21 protein-coding genes are annotated in these 17,178 nt (G+C 36.5%); 8 read left to right on the top strand and 13 right to left on the bottom strand.

All coding sequences use genetic code 11. The features are described from left to right. The first annotated feature begins 19 nt into the window (after positions 1-19). The 7 genes from ODR02_RS01975 (at position 20) to ODR02_RS01945 (ending at position 6,291) form a co-directional block, all read left to right on the top strand. Positions 20-898 carry a heme/hemin ABC transporter substrate-binding protein gene (locus tag ODR02_RS01975; RefSeq protein ID WP_209785266.1) on the top strand — a complete coding sequence of 293 codons (879 nt, stop codon included), beginning with the start codon at positions 20-22 and terminating at the stop codon, positions 896-898. Next, the gene (locus ODR02_RS01970; RefSeq protein WP_209785265.1) at positions 882-1,922 is read left to right on the top strand and encodes a FecCD family ABC transporter permease; all 1,041 of its coding nucleotides are present in this window, start codon (positions 882-884) and stop codon (positions 1,920-1,922) included. Before ODR02_RS01975 ends, ODR02_RS01970 begins: the two co-directional genes overlap by 17 nt. Continuing rightward, positions 1,922-2,695, top strand: a complete 774-nt coding sequence (locus ODR02_RS01965) for a heme ABC transporter ATP-binding protein (RefSeq protein ID WP_209785264.1) — start codon at positions 1,922-1,924, stop codon at positions 2,693-2,695. Before ODR02_RS01970 ends, ODR02_RS01965 begins: the two co-directional genes overlap by 1 nt. A 2-nt stretch (positions 2,696-2,697) precedes the next feature. Beyond that, positions 2,698-3,348 (top strand): class I SAM-dependent methyltransferase, encoded by a 651-nt coding sequence (locus ODR02_RS01960; RefSeq protein ID WP_309511454.1) that lies wholly within the window; start codon positions 2,698-2,700, stop codon positions 3,346-3,348. A gap of 4 nt (positions 3,349-3,352) precedes the next feature. Further along, entirely contained in the window at positions 3,353-4,381 is a 1,029-nt protein-coding gene (locus ODR02_RS01955) for a hemin-degrading factor (protein ID WP_309511453.1), read from the top strand. A gap of 161 nt (positions 4,382-4,542) precedes the next feature. Further along, the gene (locus ODR02_RS01950; RefSeq protein ID WP_309511452.1) at positions 4,543-5,415 is read left to right on the top strand and encodes a ChaN family lipoprotein; all 873 of its coding nucleotides are present in this window, start codon (positions 4,543-4,545) and stop codon (positions 5,413-5,415) included. 240 nt (positions 5,416-5,655) lie between these two features. Continuing rightward, positions 5,656-6,291 (top strand): peptide deformylase, encoded by a 636-nt coding sequence (locus ODR02_RS01945; RefSeq protein WP_309511451.1) that lies wholly within the window; start codon positions 5,656-5,658, stop codon positions 6,289-6,291. Between the two features lie 164 nt (positions 6,292-6,455). On the opposite strand, the gene ODR02_RS01940 is transcribed toward ODR02_RS01945, so the two are convergent. Genes ODR02_RS01940 through ODR02_RS01930 form a run of 3 tightly spaced genes read right to left on the bottom strand, consistent with a single transcriptional unit; the run spans position 6,456 to position 7,980 of the window. Then, positions 6,456-6,881 carry an organic hydroperoxide resistance protein gene (locus ODR02_RS01940; protein ID WP_309511450.1) on the bottom strand — a complete coding sequence of 142 codons (426 nt, stop codon included), beginning with the start codon at positions 6,879-6,881 and terminating at the stop codon, positions 6,456-6,458. Then, entirely contained in the window at positions 6,882-7,316 is a 435-nt protein-coding gene (locus ODR02_RS01935) for a MarR family winged helix-turn-helix transcriptional regulator (RefSeq protein ID WP_209785258.1), read from the bottom strand. A gap of 31 nt (positions 7,317-7,347) precedes the next feature. Further along, positions 7,348-7,980, bottom strand: coding sequence for an NAD(P)H-dependent oxidoreductase (locus ODR02_RS01930; RefSeq protein ID WP_309511449.1), 633 nt, complete (start codon positions 7,978-7,980; stop codon positions 7,348-7,350). 246 nt (positions 7,981-8,226) lie between these two features. Here ODR02_RS01930 and ODR02_RS01925 point away from each other — a divergent pair, with 246 nt between their 5' ends. Beyond that, positions 8,227-8,979: an SDR family oxidoreductase gene (locus ODR02_RS01925; protein WP_309511448.1), complete on the top strand. Its 753-nt coding sequence runs from the start codon at positions 8,227-8,229 to the stop codon at positions 8,977-8,979. Positions 8,980-8,985: 6 nt separating this feature from the next. Here the strand turns inward: ODR02_RS01925 and ODR02_RS01920 are convergent, their stop codons facing one another. From ODR02_RS01920 to trpD, 10 genes are all read right to left on the bottom strand, one after another. Continuing rightward, positions 8,986-9,297 (bottom strand): hypothetical protein, encoded by a 312-nt coding sequence (locus ODR02_RS01920; RefSeq protein ID WP_209785255.1) that lies wholly within the window; start codon positions 9,295-9,297, stop codon positions 8,986-8,988. A 69-nt stretch (positions 9,298-9,366) separates the two neighbouring features. After that, entirely contained in the window at positions 9,367-10,326 is a 960-nt protein-coding gene (locus ODR02_RS01915) for a protein-glutamine glutaminase (protein ID WP_309511447.1), read from the bottom strand. Positions 10,327-10,829: 503 nt separating this feature from the next. Continuing rightward, positions 10,830-11,558, bottom strand: a complete 729-nt coding sequence (gene lipB, locus ODR02_RS01910) for a lipoyl(octanoyl) transferase LipB (RefSeq protein ID WP_079241098.1) — start codon at positions 11,556-11,558, stop codon at positions 10,830-10,832. Between the two features lie 31 nt (positions 11,559-11,589). Continuing rightward, positions 11,590-12,324: a tryptophan synthase subunit alpha gene (gene trpA / locus ODR02_RS01905; protein WP_209785253.1), complete on the bottom strand. Its 735-nt coding sequence runs from the start codon at positions 12,322-12,324 to the stop codon at positions 11,590-11,592. Positions 12,325-12,411: 87 nt separating this feature from the next. After that, positions 12,412-13,590 (bottom strand): tryptophan synthase subunit beta, encoded by a 1,179-nt coding sequence (gene trpB / locus ODR02_RS01900; protein WP_309511446.1) that lies wholly within the window; start codon positions 13,588-13,590, stop codon positions 12,412-12,414. Between the two features lie 4 nt (positions 13,591-13,594). Next, positions 13,595-14,140 carry a GNAT family N-acetyltransferase gene (locus ODR02_RS01895; RefSeq protein WP_309511445.1) on the bottom strand — a complete coding sequence of 182 codons (546 nt, stop codon included), beginning with the start codon at positions 14,138-14,140 and terminating at the stop codon, positions 13,595-13,597. Continuing rightward, a complete protein-coding gene (locus tag ODR02_RS01890) occupies positions 14,137-14,649 on the bottom strand; it encodes a hypothetical protein (RefSeq protein ID WP_309511444.1) in 513 nt (170 codons plus the stop codon). Before ODR02_RS01890 ends, ODR02_RS01895 begins: the two co-directional genes overlap by 4 nt. A 24-nt stretch (positions 14,650-14,673) precedes the next feature. Next, positions 14,674-15,348, bottom strand: a complete 675-nt coding sequence (locus tag ODR02_RS01885) for a phosphoribosylanthranilate isomerase (protein ID WP_309511443.1) — start codon at positions 15,346-15,348, stop codon at positions 14,674-14,676. An 11-nt stretch (positions 15,349-15,359) separates the two neighbouring features. After that, entirely contained in the window at positions 15,360-16,133 is a 774-nt protein-coding gene (gene trpC, locus ODR02_RS01880) for an indole-3-glycerol phosphate synthase TrpC (RefSeq protein ID WP_309511442.1), read from the bottom strand. 19 nt (positions 16,134-16,152) lie between these two features. Next, positions 16,153-17,142, bottom strand: coding sequence for an anthranilate phosphoribosyltransferase (trpD, locus tag ODR02_RS01875; RefSeq protein WP_209789143.1), 990 nt, complete (start codon positions 17,140-17,142; stop codon positions 16,153-16,155). Between the last annotated feature and the right edge of the window lie 36 nt (positions 17,143-17,178).

The following is a 17,178-nucleotide window of genomic DNA, read 5'->3' as shown; positions in this document are numbered from 1 at the left end:
AATCAAATAATAGTATATCATGAAAAAATTCATCCTTGCAGCTTCTGTTCTTGTAGCAGTATACTCTTGCAAAAAAGCAGAAGCAGGAGCAAAAGAAAATACTACAGAAGCTACTTCTGAAGCACCAAAAACTAACAATAAAATAGTAACGCTAAACGGAGGAATTACTGAAATCGTAGCTGCTTTAGGCCACGAAAAAGAAATCGTTGCAACAGATGTTACCAGTACTTATCCAGCAAGTTTAAAAGCTGCCGCTAAAGATTTAGGGCACATGAGATCTATGACCATTGAGCCGATTATGGCGGTATCTCCTACCTTAATTTTAGCTTCTGATAAAGATATCAACCCTGAATTAATGGGGAAAATCAAATCTTCCGGAATTAAAACTGAAGTATTCAAACAGGAATACACTGTGGAAGGAACTAAAAAACTGATCGAACAAGTAGCAAAAGCGATCGGAAATACAGACTATCAGAAACTGAATGACAAGATTGATGCAGATCTGAAACAGGTACAGCCAATCGCTAAAAAACCAAAAGTATTATTCATCTATGCCAGAGGAAATATGCTGATGGTGAGCGGTAAAAATACACCCATGGCTTCATTAATCACCCTTGCAGGCGGAGAAAATGCAGTAACGGATTTTGAAGATTTCAAACCATTAACACCGGAGGCTGTTGTAAAAGCTAATCCTGATGTATTGTTCTTCTTTGAAACTGGTTTACAGGGTGCAGGAGGTAATGAAGGAGCACTTAAAATGCCGGGAGTATCCCAAACCAATGCAGGTAAGAACAAGAAGATCATCGCAATGGACGGAGGTTTAGTATCTGGTTTCGGACCAAGAGTAGGAGAAGCAGCAGTAGGATTAAACAAACTTTTAATTGAAAGCACAAAGTAAACTATACTTTTATCTTATTATAAGTGCAGTACTGCTTGTCATTATAGCAGTACTGTCACTTAATACAGGAGTTTATGATTTCGGAGAAAACTCTCCGTTCAGGGCACTGTGGCAATTTATAAAAGGAGATCCCCATTTATCATTGAGTGATAAATATGTGATTTGGGACGTAAGAGCAGCCAGAATTATCATGGCTATTTTAGTAGGAAGTATGTTGTCGGTTTCAGGAACAAGCCTTCAGGGGCTTTTCAAGAATCCTTTGGCAACGGGAGATTTAATCGGACTTACATCAGGAGCAACCCTGCTGGCAGCAATTGCGATTGTTTTAGGAGGACATTTCAAAGAATATCTTCCTGAAGCTGTACAATTTTCACTGGTAGGCATCGCAGCTTTTATAGGTTCTTTTTTATCTATGATGTTGGTGTACAGAATTTCAACAAGCGGAGGAAAAACCAATGTGGTGATGATGCTGCTTACCGGAGTTGCAATAACAGCGATCGGCTTTTCGATAACAGGATTTTTAATCTATATATCAAAAGATGAGCAGCTTAGAGATCTTACTTTTTGGAATTTAGGAAGTTTGGCAGCAGCAACATGGACGAAGAATATCATTCTGGCCATTGTTACGATTATTGCTTACATTATTTTATTGCCTAAAGGAAAAGCATTGAACGCAATGATGCTCGGAGAAAAAGATGCACAGCATTTGGGAATCAATGTGGAAAGGCTGAAAAAGCAGATTATTATCATTGTGGCTTTAATGGTGGGTAGCTGTGTGGCATTTTCAGGAACCATTGGTTTTGTAGGTCTTATTGTACCTTATATTTTAAGACTTTTATTCAAATCCAATTATGCTTTTATTCTGCCATTGTCGGCCATGTGTGGAAGTATCTTGTTATTGACGGCAGATACATTCAGCAGAAGCATTGTAGCACCATCAGAATTGCCGATCGGAATTTTAACAGCCTTAATGGGAGGACCTATTTTTGTCGCTATTTTGGTTAAATTTAAAAAATCACTGTAATGATCAAGGCACACCAGATTAATTATAAACATAAAGAATTCCGTATCTTGGATGGGGTAGATGTCTCTCTGGAATACGGTGAATTTCTCGCCATTGTAGGGCCCAACGGAGCAGGAAAATCAAGTCTTCTGAGTGTTCTGGCAGATGAAGTGAAATCCGGCAATAACAAAGTTTTATTTAAAGATAAACCGATCAGAGAATGGAATATCAGAGAGCTTTCCAAACACAAGGCAAAGTTCTCACAACATAACAGCAATGATATTCCGCTGGAGGTGAAGGATGTAATCATGATGGGAAGATACCCGTATTTTGATGCCCAGCCCGGAAAAGAAGATCTGGAAGCCATGAATAATATGATGTACGAAACTGATATTTTTCATCTCAAAGAAAGAGAATACAATACACTTTCAGGAGGAGAAAAGCAACGTGTACATCTTTCAAGAGTAATGGCACAGCTTGAAAATAACATCACCCATAAACTGGTTTTTCTGGATGAACCTTTGAACAATTTAGATATAAAACATCAATATAAAGCATTGGAAATTATCAAAAATTTCACAAAAAAAGCCAACAGTGCCATTGTTGTTTTACATGATCTGAACCTTGCTGCACAATTTGCAGATAAGATTTTATTAATGAAATCAGGACAGGTTTCCGCCTATGGAACGCCACAGGAAGTTTTTACTGAAGAAAATATCAGCAATGCTTATAACTTTCCCTGTACCATCTGCGGACATCCTATTACCAATAACCCAATGATCATTTTTGGATAACCATGGAAAAAGACGAATTAAAAATCCTCGCACAGAATCTTGCCAACCCTCAGGGGGAAAAAGGAATCGAGATTGGTGAAATGATGAATGCTACCAACATCAGTATGACGTTGGAAAGCATCAAAACACTTGTGATAGATGACGGTCAGCAAATCCTTGAAATAGGACACGGAAATGCCGCACACCTGAAAAGTATAATGAGTCTTGCCAAAAACCTCAGATATACCGGGATTGATATTTCTGAAACCATGCACAATGAAGCCAAAAGACTCAATAAAGAATTTGAAAACCAGGCAGATTTTGTTTTGTATGAAGGCAAAAATCTTCCCTTTCAGAATGAAACCTTCGATAAAATATTCACTGTAAACACCGTTTATTTCTGGGAAAATCCGGTGGAATTCTTAAACGAGATCTACAGAGTCTTAAAAGATGACGGAACATTCGTCCTTACATTCGGACAAAGAGAATTCATGGAAAAACTGCCGTTTACGGAATATGACTTCAGGCTGTACAGCAACAGTGAAATGGAAGAACTGATCTCCAAAAGCCATTTTAAAAGAATGAAAACTTCTGAAAAAGAAGAAGAAATAAAAAGTAAAACAGGAAACGAAACAATACAAAGAATTTATACAATTTTAACCATAAAAAAGTAAAGTAATGAGCACATTAGTTAATGATTTAAAGGAAAAATGGGAAGCTCTGAAAGCAGAAAATCCACATATCAGAATAAGAAATGCAGCAGCACAGTTAGCGGTAAGTGAAGCAGAATTGCTGGCAACAAGCATTGGAGAAGGAGTAACTGTCCTGAACCCGGATTTCCAGGGAATTCTTACAGAAGCTGAGCAATTAGGAAAAGTAATGGCTCTTACCCGTAATGATGAATGTGTTCATGAAAGAAAAGGAACTTACCTGAACGGAGATTTCAGCAGTCCTCATGCACAGCTTTTTGTGGGTGAAGATATCGATCTTAGAATTTTCCTTAACCACTGGAAATTTGCTTTTGCCGTATTGGAAGGAGATAAAAAAAGTCTGCAGTTTTTCGGAAAAGACGGTTTGGCACTTCACAAAATTTATCTGACTAAAAACAGTAATGAAGCTGCTTTCGATGCAATTGTTGAAAAATTCAAAGCTGAAGATCAGAATCAGGCATTGACTTTTGAAGCAGTAGCTCCAAAACAGGCTGAAAAAGCAGATTCTGAAATTGATGTGGAAGGTTTCAAAAAAGCATGGACAGAGTTGAAAGACACCCATGATTTTTTCATGATGACAAGAAAATATGGAGTAAGCAGAACACAGGCATTACGATTGGCTCCGGAAGGATTTGCTAAGAAAATTGATAATGCTAAAGTGGTCAACATCCTTGAAGATGCTTCTGAAAAGAACACACCCATTATGGTTTTCGTTGGAAACAGAGGAATCATTCAGATCCACACAGGAAACGTTAAGAAAACACTTTGGCACCAGCAATGGTTTAATGTAATGGATCCGGATTTCAATTTACATCTTGATGTAACGAAAATTGCAGAAGCCTGGATTGTTAAAAAACCAACTGAAGACGGAGAAGTGACCGCTATCGAAGTATTCAACAATGAAGGAGACTTTATTGTTCAGTTCTTCGGGAAAAGAAAACCTGGAATTCCTGAACTTCAGGAGTGGAAGGATCTTGTAGCAACATTAGAGAAATAATAATTAGATGATTTGAATGGGACCGTTTTGTTTGTAAAATTCAAAGCGGTCTTTTTTATTGCAAAGAAGTAAAAAAGCAAATTTTCATATAAGCAGATTGACAAGTACTGTGCAGTAAATGACAAAATATTTGTTTAATTTGTGATTAAATACAATATAAAATGAAAAACATTTTCATAGCAATACTGCTTGCCGGTTTCTGTTCATTGAAAGCGCAGGAATTTAAGGTGTATCAATTTTATGATAAAAAAGGAAAGGAAATAAAGACCGAAAAACTGGTGAAAGAACTGGCAGATTATGATGTGGTCTTTTTTGGAGAAAATCATAATAGTTCTATCAATCACTGGCTTCAGCTTAAAATTACAGAAGCTCTGTTTGCAAAAAAGAACGGTCAGCTTATTTTAGGAGCAGAAATGTTTGAAAGAGATAATCAGGCGCAGCTGGATCAATATTTAAATGGAAAATTTGATGCGAAAACATTGAAAGACTCAGCCCGTTTATGGAACAATTATGCAACAGATTACAAGCCTTTGGTAGATTTTGCCAAAGATAAAAAACTGAATTTTGTGGCCACCAATATTCCAAGAAGATATGCCTCTCAGACGGCTAAAGAAGGTCTTGAATCTTTAAATAAATTAAGCGGAAAAGAGAAAACATACATTGCTCAGCTGCCTATCAAAGTTACATTAGACACTCCTGGTTATCCGGAGATGAAAAAGATGATGGGAGACCATGCTGAAGGAACAAGAGCGATGAATTTTATCTCAGCCCAGGCTACAAAAGATGCAACCATGGCTGAGTCTATTCTGAAAAGCTTCCAGGCCGGAAAAACATTCATCCATTACAACGGAAACTATCACAGCAAAGAATTTGGGGGAATCTATTGGTACATCAAACAGAAAAATCCTAACCTGAAAATGGCGGTAATTTCTGTTTTTGAATCAGACGATCCTGAACTGAAAGTTCCAGCCAAAGACTATATCCCGACAGATTTCAATCTGATTATCCCGGGAGATATGACGAAGACTTTTTAATTTTTTTACAAAAGTGTCATTCTGACGAAGGAAGAATCTTACTATTAATTATGAGACTGCATTGCATCCCTTGCAGAATGACAAAAATCAATGACTTACATTAAATTCAATAGGAACGGGCTTTAGCCCGTTCATTTTTATATCAAAATGCCATCGGCTTTAGCCAAAACATAATGTTGATTAATCTTTAATGCCCATTTTTACTCCACAATATTTACCTTTGTTCTACATTCAAAAAATATGAAGAAATTACCCATCCTGCTGATCTTTTTTATCGGACTGTTGAACGCCCAGAAACTTACTTCCAATGAGATTTCCATTATTAATCAGGGTGATGTAAATACAGCATTACCGATCTATCAGACCACGGATGCCAATCAGCACAAAACATTGCTGAGTATTTCTTCAGAAGCAGATCCTCTTGATCCGAATACAGCTGTTCTGGTAAAAAGAATGAAAGAGTCTCTTCTTTCTACAGATGGTGGAGTAGGAATTGCAGCGCCTCAGGTGGGAATCAACAGAAAAATTGTTTGGGTACAGCGCTTTGACAAAGAAGGAACTCCTTTGGAATATTTTATTAATCCTGTCATTGTTTGGCATTCCGATTTGCAGAATCTTGGGCCTGAAGGTGATTTGTCTATTCCTGATTTCAGAGATCAGTTCTACAGAAGCAAAGTCATTCAGCTGGAATACGTGGATTTGAAAGGACAAAAATATTCAGAAATAGTAGAAGGCTTCACAGCCGTTATTTTCCAGCATGAAATCGACCATCTCTTCGGAATTCTGATTTCCGATAAAAAAGAAAAAGAGAAAAACGATTCTTATAAAAAGGTAGATGCCTATCAGAAAAGTGATGTAAATAAAGACAGGAGGTAATGATGAATTATAAATGATAAATGATGAATGAGAAATTTTTCCATCATTTACAATATACGCAATCATCTGTGCTCATCTGAGAAATCTGTGGGAAAATAAAATAAAAAGGAGCTGTTTCCATGGAAACAGCTCCTTTCGTTATAACTATGCTTAAAAAAATTGGATTAATCGTTGTTGGTTACTGATAATTTCATCTCCATATTGTTTCGGGTTGCATTAGAATAAGGACAAATTTGGTGAGCCTTTTCAGTCAATGCCTGTGCTTCTTCAATAGAAACTCCGGGGATATTCACATCAAGTTCTGCTGCCAGTCCAAAACCTCCGTTTTCAATCTGTCCTATGCTCACTTGTGCAGTTACAGTGGTTTCTCCGGTTTTCACTTTAGAAAGACTGATGACTCTGTTCAAAGCGCTGTCGAAACATGCAGAATATCCGGCTGCAAAAAGCATTTCAGGATTGGCAAAATCATCATTGGCTCCTCCCAGACCTTTTGGCATTCTTACCTCAAGATCCAACACTCCGTTTTCACTTTTTACATGTCCGTTTCTGCCACCTTTAGCGGTAACCTGAGTTGTATATAACGTTTTCATTTATTTTTCTATTTTGTTTAATATTTTTAGGACTGTATCTTTAAGATGCAGCAGTTCTTCCGGCTGTATTCCCAGTTTTTCCTGAATTTTTCCCGGAATTTCACATGCCTTTTTCTGAAGCTGTTTTCCAGCTTCGTCTAAAAATACTTCAACCACTCTTTCGTCCTCTTTTTTTCTTTTTCTGCTAATAAATCCTTTAGACTCCAGCCTTTTAAGAAGAGGCGTTAACGTTCCACTGTCCAGATACAGTTTTTCCCCGATATGGGTTACCGTAAGTCCGTCACCATCCCATAATATCATCATCACAAGATACTGCGGATACGTAATGCCCAGTTCATCAAGAAAAGGACGGTAAAGCCCTGTAATCTCTTTAGCAATGACATACAGCGGAAAGCAAATCTGGTTTTCTAGTTTGGGGGTATTCGGATTTTCCATAATATTGAGTACGAAAGATTCGATGAAGGTATTACTTTTTTATGATAAATTCATCCATTGGAATTCTGACTTTTTTCATAGAAGACAGCCAGTCATTGGCTTCATCACGGTATCCAAGGTATAAAAGACTTACACTTTTTAATCCTAATTCTTTTAATCCTAATACTTCATCTACTACAGCATTGTTGAATCCTTCCGCCGGAGTACTGTCGATTTTAAGTTCTGCAGCCTGTGCAAGAGCAATTCCTAAGGCAATATAAGTCTGGCGTGCAGTATGTGCAAAATGTTCTTCAGGAGTCTGTGCTCCATACATTTCTTTAATTTTATCGGTATAGCTTCCGAAACGACCTCTTGGAAGATCTCTTACATCGGTATGATAATCGTAAACTTTGTCAATCTTTTCATTAGAATAGCTGTCCCATGCTGCAAAAACCAAAACATGAGAAGAATCTCTCATTACTTCAGGGTTTAAAGCTCCTGCCACCATTTTTTCTTTCAATTCCTGATTTTCCACTACAATGATTCGGAAAGGCTGCAATCCGGATGAAGTAGGAGCCAGTCTTGCTGATTCTAAAATAGTAGTAAGATCTTCCTGTGAAATTTTTTTGGTTGGATCATAAGCTTTTACGGCATGTCTCCAGTTTAGATTTTCTATTAATGACATTTTTTTATTGTTTTAAATTAAACTACTTGGTGATTATTAAACTTCATTTTTTTAATTGAAGTAAATTAACATTGCAAATATACAGTCAATTTAATTGTGTGCAATTTAATTTTGAAAGATTTTATTGATGTCAATTATTGATGAAACTAAAAAAGATAAAAACTAGTTATCCAATTCCGCATGATTCGGATTTTTTCAAAGGCTCTGTATTCCAATCTTTGCAATAGAAATTTAAACTAAAAAACAATGCAGAGATTTAAAAACAAAACAGCTTTAATTACGGGTGGAACTAATGGTATGGGATTGGCTGCTGCTCAGAAATTTATTGAGGAAGGAGGAACAGTCATTATCACAGGAAGAAGTGAAGAGACCGTCAATATCGCTTTAGAAAAACTGGGGGAAAAGACTTTTGGAATTGTATCCAACGCAGGAAATATAAAAGATCTGATGAACCTTCAGCAGGAAGTCAGAAAATATACAGAACATATTGATCTGGTCTTTGCCAATGCAGGATACGGGAGATTTGCTCCGGTGGAATATGTAGATGAAAACCAGTTTGATGAACTTTTTAATATGCTGGTAAAAGGCCCTTTTTTTACAGTACAGCAGGTATTACCATTGATGAAAAGCGGAAGTTCCGTTATTTTCAATACATCAGTAGCTACGGAAATTGCCATGCCTAATTTTTCGGTCTATTCTGCAGCCAAATCAGCAGTACAGTCGTTCATTAAAACTTTTGCAGTGGAACTTACAGAACGTGGCATCCGCGTCAACGGAGTGAGTCCAGGGCATATTAAAACCAATATTTTTAATAATACGGGTTTAACCGGAGAGCAGATTGAAAGTGCCATTGATGATATTATTCCTACCATCCCTTTTAAAAGACAGGGAGAACCGTCAGAAATAGCGAATGTAGTTCTGTTTCTTGCTTCAGAGGAAGCTTCATACATCCATGGAGCTGAAGTAAAAGTGGATGCCGGAATTTCTGTGATCAGATAGTCAGGATTATTTGACCTCTTTAATTTGTTTGATGATATTGGTTTTATTTTCAATCCCTATATCATAGGTTTTACTTTTTTTAAAGCTCAGTGTAGCTTTTTCTATAAGACTCTTGTAATCCGGTGATTTCTTTGAAATATAAAAAACCTGAGCACTTATTCCGATGGCCACACGAACAACTTCATTAGGTTTGTCCGGGTCTTCCGTAATATCTGTGATGGTGGAATTGTTATACCATGTTAAGTTTTGTGAACTGGAATTACCGGAACAAGATGTAATCATAATAAAAAGTAATAATAAATAGGACCAGGCTTTCATAGCAAAAAGTATTAAGTAAAAAGCTCCTGCAATGTATCAAAATAAATGCAGGAGCTCTATATAAATTAGTTAAAATCCGCAGCTCGCTACACTTGGTGCAGGAGAAGGAGAACATCCTGAAAGGGATGAGAATATATTCAATACACAATTGGTATTTACATAATTGTTATCATACAGTAAAGATCCTGATGGACTTCTGTAATATACATTTCCTGCTGTATTGGCATAAGAAGATACAGAAGCAGATCCACAACTTGTGTTGGTACAAGCGGCTCTCCATGCTGCGTCAGTTACAGGTCCGCTGGAGAATAATGAAGGATCGATGATTCTTTTCTCAACAATTCCGGAAGCATTTTTGAAGCTTACCAATATGGCTACGTGGTATACCCATGATACGCAGCAAGTTCCTGTAGAAGCTCTCAGGTTTCCGTAAACGAACTGCTTTTCACAGTCGTAGCCTGCATTAAGGAGGATCTGTCTCATTTTGTGAGCTCTTGCATAACATCCATCCACCGGATATCTGAAAGTGATACATGGAGAAGATGCTGTAGAAGTACCGCAAGCCTGGTTTTTAATCTGCGTAAATAAGCTGTTCAGTGTTGCCAGGTTAGGAATAACACTCACTGCTTTTTTGCTGTCTCCTCTCTCTTCTTTATTGAAAACAGATTTGAAATAACGAATATCATCATCAGTAGGTTTATCTACTTTTGCAATTTCATTGGTGTTGGTTTTCAGGAAAATATGAACAGGAGTTTCGTTTTCAACGGCTTGTCTGATCATAGAAATATAGCCTGCATTTTCCTTACTGTCTTTAATGTGGTATGGCTGAGCACTCACCATAAAAGAGACTTTAAATTTTCCCTCTTCTTTTTCAATCCCTACCGGAACAGTTTTACCGAAATCTTTCATCGCGATTTCATTAGACTCTTTAGCAACAAGATTGGGATCCTGATTGGCACCTGAATCTGAACAGGCATTGAATGACAGCATCGTCACGAATACCATCATGGATAACAGAAATTTTTTCATAGTTTTTATATTTTGGTGGTTAATTTTCAGTGAACTTTATAATGGTGATAGTTCACTATTTTGTGACATTAAAAGTAATAAAATTTAAAATATGAGCAATATTTTTTTTAGAAAAAAATAAATTATTTTGTTGTTTTATTGGTTTTATGATATTAAAAAATGCTGATTTTTATAGAGATATTCAGGAGAAATAGAAAATTATCAAAATAATATTTTTTTGATTCTTGCAGTCTGGATTCCTACAGAATAGACAAGTTGGATGGATAATTTATCACTAGAATACGGATGTTTTTAGTACGTATCTTTTCTTTACTCGCTTTGTCATTCCGTAGGAATCTAAACTCCTATTTTATCTTCATTCATTATCACAAGCTTTCTGTGTCTGGATTCCTGCGGAATGATAAACGTTGTGGATAGTCTAAGCGAATAAAAATAACAGTATCATAAAACAAGCCCGGTTTCAACTATTGAAACCGGGCTTATTATATTGTAAGTAGACTTGACTATTTGTAAATCAGTTCTGCCTGAAATACCTCTGCAAAATGTTTTCTGATCTTAGCCTTGAGTTCTTCCATTTCTTCAGGAGTTAATTCTCTTTCAAGTTCTCTTTTTAAAGATGTAACCTGTTTGTCTTTGATTCCACACGGAATGATGTATTCAAAATAACGCATATCCGTATTTACATTCAGTGCAAAACCGTGTAGGGTAACCCAACGGGAAGCTTTCACTCCCATAGCACACATCTTTCTTGCATAAGGTTTTCCTACATCCAGCCATACTCCTGTTTCTCCTGGAGAGCGTTCTCCTTTAATCCCATATTCGGCAATGGTTCTGATGATTACTTCTTCCAGATTTCTCATATATAAATGAATATCTGTAAAAAAGTTTTCAAGATCCAGAATAGGGTAGCCTACAACCTGTCCGTACCCATGATACGTAATATCTCCGCCACGGTTTACTTTTACGAAAGTAGCATCAATTTCTTTCAGCTTATCAATACCAGCCAACATATTTTCCTCGTGCCCGCTTTTTCCCAAAGTATACACGTGAGGGTGCTCTACAAAAAGAAGGTGATTGGGCGTAGTACTATGCTCCTCTGCAGGAAGATCCCTGTTTTTTATTTTGGTGTCAATGATATTTTTCATCAGCTGTTCCTGATAATCCCAGGCTGGCTGATATTCTTTGACTCCTAAATCTTCAAATTCTACTGCTTTATTTAGATTTGTATTCATTTCAATTTTTGATATACAAATTTAGTGATTTTTACCCTTTTATGGAATGGATAAAATCTATAGCCGTTTTCTTCCAGTCTTTATCCTGAAGCAGGATATTTACAAAGGCTGTTCCGATAATACCACCGTCCGCTTTTTCTGTAACATTTTCAAAATCTTCTTTCGATTTGATCCCAAATCCGATCATTACCGGATTTTTGAGTGGAAGAGAAGCTACCCTGGAAAGGTAGTTTTCATTTTTTACCACTGCATTTTCATTACCTGTTGTAGAAGAAGAGCTTACTGCATACAGAAAACCTGAACTTAAAGAATCCAGATAAATCATTCTCTCATCCGAAGTTTCCGGAGTTACCAGAAAGGTGAAATTAAGGTTATATTGTTGTAAAATCTGCTGGTAGTTTTTCTCAAATTCAATAGGAGGAAGGTCAGGAAGAATCAGTCCTGAAACACCACTTTCAGAGCATGCCGCACAGAATTTTTCAAATCCGAAGCTTAGAACGGGATTGATGTATCCCATCAGGATAATCGGAATTTTGATTTCATCTTTGATGGCTTTCAACTGAGACAGCAGTTTTTCAATCGTCATTCCGTTTTGTAAAGCGAGTTCGTGCGCTTTCTGAATTACAGGTCCATCTGCCACAGGATCAGAATATGGCATTCCGATTTCGATCATGTCTGCTCCGGAATCCTGAATCAGTTTTATAATATCAGCGGTATCTTCCAAATGAGGAATTCCTGCTGTGAAGTATATATTTAGTTTTTTCATTTTTTATTGTATTAAAGTATAATGTACAAAGTATAAAGTAATGAATACTAGCCGGGGAAATACATTGTACATTTTACATCCGACATTTTACAGATTTTTAAGATACGTTTCCATATCCTTATCTCCACGGCCGCTCAGACAAATAACGACAACATCATTTTCGTTAAATTTTTTCTTGTCCAGAACTGCAAGCGCATGAGAACTTTCCAGTGCCGGAATAATTCCTTCCAGTCGGGTCAGCTCAAAAGCACATTTTAGGGCTTCATCATCATTAATACTAAAGAATTCTGCTCTTTTCTCTTTAAATAAATTTGCGTGAAATGGCCCGATTCCAGGATAATCCAGTCCTGCGGAAATTGAATGGGGTTCTATAACCTGTCCATCTTCTGTCTGCATCACAAGGCTTTTGCTTCCGTGAAGTACTCCAAGCGTTCCTAAAAGGGTAGTCGCTGCAGATTTTCCTGAATTGACTCCCAATCCTCCGGCTTCAGCAGTGATAATTTTCACCTCTTTTTCTTCTACAAAATGATAAAAAGTTCCTGCTGCATTACTTCCTCCGCCTACACAGGCAATTACGTAATCAGGATTTTCCCTTCCTATTTTTTCTTTAAGCTGTTCTTTAATTTCTTTTGAAATAATACTTTGAAATCTTGCCACCAGATCCGGAAAAGGATGAGGTCCCACAACACTTCCAATCACATAATGAGTAGTCACAGGATTGTTGATCCAGTCTCGTAATGCTTCATTCACCGCATCTTTAAGGGTTTTTGAACCTGAAGTAGCTGCCACAACTTCTGCACCCAGCATTTTCATTCTTGCTACATTCGGGGCTTGTCTCTGAATATCAATTTCTCCCATATAAACAATACACTCCAGACCCAGCAAAGCACATGCTGTAGCGGTAGCAACGCCATGTTGCCCGGCTCCGGTTTCAGCAATAATCCTTGTTTTTCCAAGACGTTTTGCCAATAGAACCTGTCCCAGCGCATTATTGATCTTATGAGCTCCCGTATGGTTAAGATCCTCACGTTTTAAATAAATCTGAGTCTGGTATTTATCGCTTAAGTTTTTAGCAAAATAGAGTGGTGTAGCCCGTCCTACATAGTTTTTAAGCAAATCCTGATACTCCGTCTGAAAACCTTCAGATTCTATGATTTCAAGATAGTTTTTTTGCAGTTCTTCTACATTAGGATACAGCATTTCGGGGATGAAAGCTCCTCCAAATTCTCCATAATATCCGTTTTCATCGGGGTTTTTATAATTCATTTTTTTATTCTTTAATAATTAAATAAGCATTGTTTTGTGAGCTTAACTGATTCAGCAGTTCTTTTCTTTTCTGTGATGTATGAAAAATTAAAATATCATTATCTTCAGAATTTACCCAATCGGAGCCTATACTTTCTTTGATCATTTTGGCTTTGTCATAGAGTATTTCTATGTCACATTTTTCATAAAAAGGACGAAGATCTGAGTGGCAGAAACCAATAGTTTCTTTATTTCTATGAATAACATTTTCCTTGAAACGGCTCACCAACGCTGCACCATATCCTTTCTTTTTATGAGTGGCTACAAGTCCTACAGCTTCTGCAAAAACATATTCTGTGTCTGCTATTTGTAAGGTAAAATCAAAATTTACCCTCAAAACTGCCAATATATTTTCATCTTTATCCATCAGAAAATGAAATTCCGAATCTTTGAAAAACATCCGGAAATAGGCTGATTTCATGGAGTTCCAGGCAGAAACATCCCAAAGTTTCAAGATATGTTCTATCTCATTTTCTGTTAAATCTTTTGTTTCTTTTATCTGATGCTTCATGGGTTTAAACTATTAATAAAAGTAAGATGGTAGTCATGTTGTTGTTTGGTAATCAGTTTTTTATAATGTAATAATTCTATTTTATGCATTAAATCAATTAAGGTTGCCTTATCTATTTTGGATTGATACATGGTGATGGCAATTTCCAGGTTATCAATCAGATAATAAGGGTCAGAATCTTCATACAACAGAAATATTTTAGCATAAATCAATCCCAAGTCATATTTTATCACTGTTCTGACATGGTTATCTAAAAATTTATCCGAAATAATCACCAGGTAATAGCTGTTCCATAAGCTGATTCTCTCAAAGAAATACTGGATATCTCCTTCCTCAAAATCTTTAATAATGCTAATGAATTCAGACAACAATCCGCCAACTTCCCAGTGTTCCACATTACTGTCGTTCTGAGCAACAAAATGATACAGGTTCTGGATCTTTTCATTTCCGAATTTAGGGGGAAATAACGTTTTGTAAAATGTCTTCTTTAGCAAATGTATGTTCATCATTGTATGTGTTTTTAATTATCTATTCTATTGATACAGATTTTTGAATTTTTTTATTCTGTCAATATCTTTATTTCCAGGTTCTGTTTCAAATTTTGAATTGATATCTAAAGCAAAAGGCCTCTTTTTCAATGTTTCTGTATTCCGGATATTTTCTTCTGAAATCCCGCCGCTTAAAAAGTAGGGTAGAGGAATGGTAAAGTCATTCAGAATATTCCAGTCGAATTGTTTTCCCGTTCCGCCAAAAGCTTTGCTGTCTGTATCGAACAGGTAGTAGGTAACAGGTTGCAGGTTGGAGGAAAGAGTTTGTGCTATTTTATCTTTGTTGTCAGAATCAATATTTCCTATTCTAATTACTTTAATGATTCCAACCTTAGGATTCAGTTTTTGTCTTAATCCCAGGATGAAATCATTGCTTTCATCACCATGAAGCTGTACAAAATTTAAATCTGCGTGCTGAACGATCTTTACAATGATATCTAATTCTTCATTGACAAAAACGCCCACTTTTCCCTGATGATTAATGGTTGAGATCTCTTCCAGGCTCAGGTGGTTCAAAACATATCTTAGAGATTTTTCATAGAAGATAAAACCAAGGAAATCTACCCTCATAGAAATCAATTCCTGAATCTGTTCCGGTTTTGTGAGACCACAGACTTTGAGTTTTGGCAACAGGTTTGAGTTTATAGGTTGCAGGTTCATTGTTATTTATTTTAAATTTGAGAAGCAAATTCTTCAAAAGCTTTGACTGGATCTGTATTTTTCATGAAATATTCTCCCATCAGGAAGCCGTCAAATCCTTTTTCTTTTAAAAATTTAAAATCTTCAAGGTTGTAAATACCGCTTTCTGCCACCGATAATGCTTCTTTTGGAAGCTGATTTTTTAGCTGAACGGAATGTTGAAGATCAACTTTGAAATCCTTAAGGTTTCGATTGTTTATGCCTACCAGATCAATTTTTGAGTGGAAATGTTTTAGCTCATCTTCGGTATGAATTTCCAGTAAAACTTCCATTTTCAGCTCATGGGCAAGTGCTGTGAATTCTTCTACCTGAGCAGGTGAAAGGCAGGATGCAATCAGTAAAATAACATCTGCACCTATACTTTTGGCTTCATAGAACTGGTATTCATCAATCATAAAATCTTTTCGCAGGATTGGAATTTTAATATCATTCCTTACGCTAACAATATCATTGAAGTTTCCTCCAAAAAAATCATGGTCAGTCAGGATGGAAATTCCGCTGGCTCCAAAATTTTCGTAAGCTGAAACCACTTCCAAAGGCTCTACACTATTGTTAATGATCCCTTTTGATGGAGATTGTCTTTTAAATTCAGCAATAATTCCACTTTTATTTTTGATAGAGTCTTTCAGAGAATAGGTTGCTCTTCCAAAGGATTGAGTGTCTTTTAATTGGTCAAGAGAAATGTGTGATTTTGCGGCTGCAATTTCCTCCTTTTTTCGTTCAATAATTTTATCCAGTATCGTCATTTTTTGTGCTTAAAATATTTTATTTTTTAACTAAAAGATTAAAACTATTCAAGGCTTTTCCACTTTGAAGACTTTCCTTCGCTAAAAGAAGACAGTCTTCATAAGTTCCAAATTTATGCGTGTTGTATAGGGCTACTGACGCATTGGCAAGAATCACAGAGTTCTGCTGTTCTGTACCTTTTCCTTCCAGAATATTCATAAATATTTTTGCCGTTTCCTGAGTAGAACTTCCAGCTTTAATATCTTCCAGCGTTACAGGATGAAAGCCTAAATCTTCTGCAGAATAAATTTCTTCCCCGTTTTTTGTAATGATTTTACTGTCGTCTGTAAGGCTTATTTCATCATATCCGTCAAGACCATGTACCAGGATAAACTCACGTTCTTCTTTTTGAAGGAGATATTGATAAATCCTTGCAATTTCCAGATTATAAACCCCAATCATGGAATACTTTGGTTTTGCAGGATTCACTAACGGGCCTAAAAGATTAAAGAATGTTCTTAGTCCCAGAGATTTTCTCAACAGTCCTACTGATTGTAATGCAGGGTGAAAATAAGGAGCATGTAAAAAACAGATGTTAGCTCTTTCAAGATCCTCATTCAATTGTTCTGAAGTGTTTTTGAACTGGTATCCAAGTTCCTCCAGTACATTGGATGAACCTGTAATGGTAGAAGCTCCGTAATTTCCATGTTTGGTTACTTTCTGTTCGGCTCCGGCCACTACAAAACTTGCTAATGTTGATATATTGATGGTGTCTTTTCCGTCACCTCCGGTTCCTACAATATCAATGGCATCAGGTGCATCAATATTTACTGGAACAGCCATTTGTAACAAAGCTTCTCTAAAACCTTCCAGTTCTTTCAATGTGATATTTCGCATTAAGAAAACACTTATGAATGCAGTTACTTCTGCAGCATTGAATTTATTCTGTGCAATCTCAATCATCATCGCTTTGGCTTCTGATTTTGACAGGGTATTATGGTTGAACAGGTATTGCAGTATTTCTTTCATTTGCGGTGTTTTTATTGTTGTTGCAGGGGTTTCTAA

Origin of the sequence: Chryseobacterium sp. CFS2 (assembly GCF_036543225.1) — a bacterium.
Classification (GTDB): domain Bacteria; phylum Bacteroidota; class Bacteroidia; order Flavobacteriales; family Weeksellaceae; genus Chryseobacterium; species Chryseobacterium culicis_A.
Note: the sequence above shows the minus strand (reverse complement) of the source record. Positions and strands in the feature narration are given on the sequence as shown.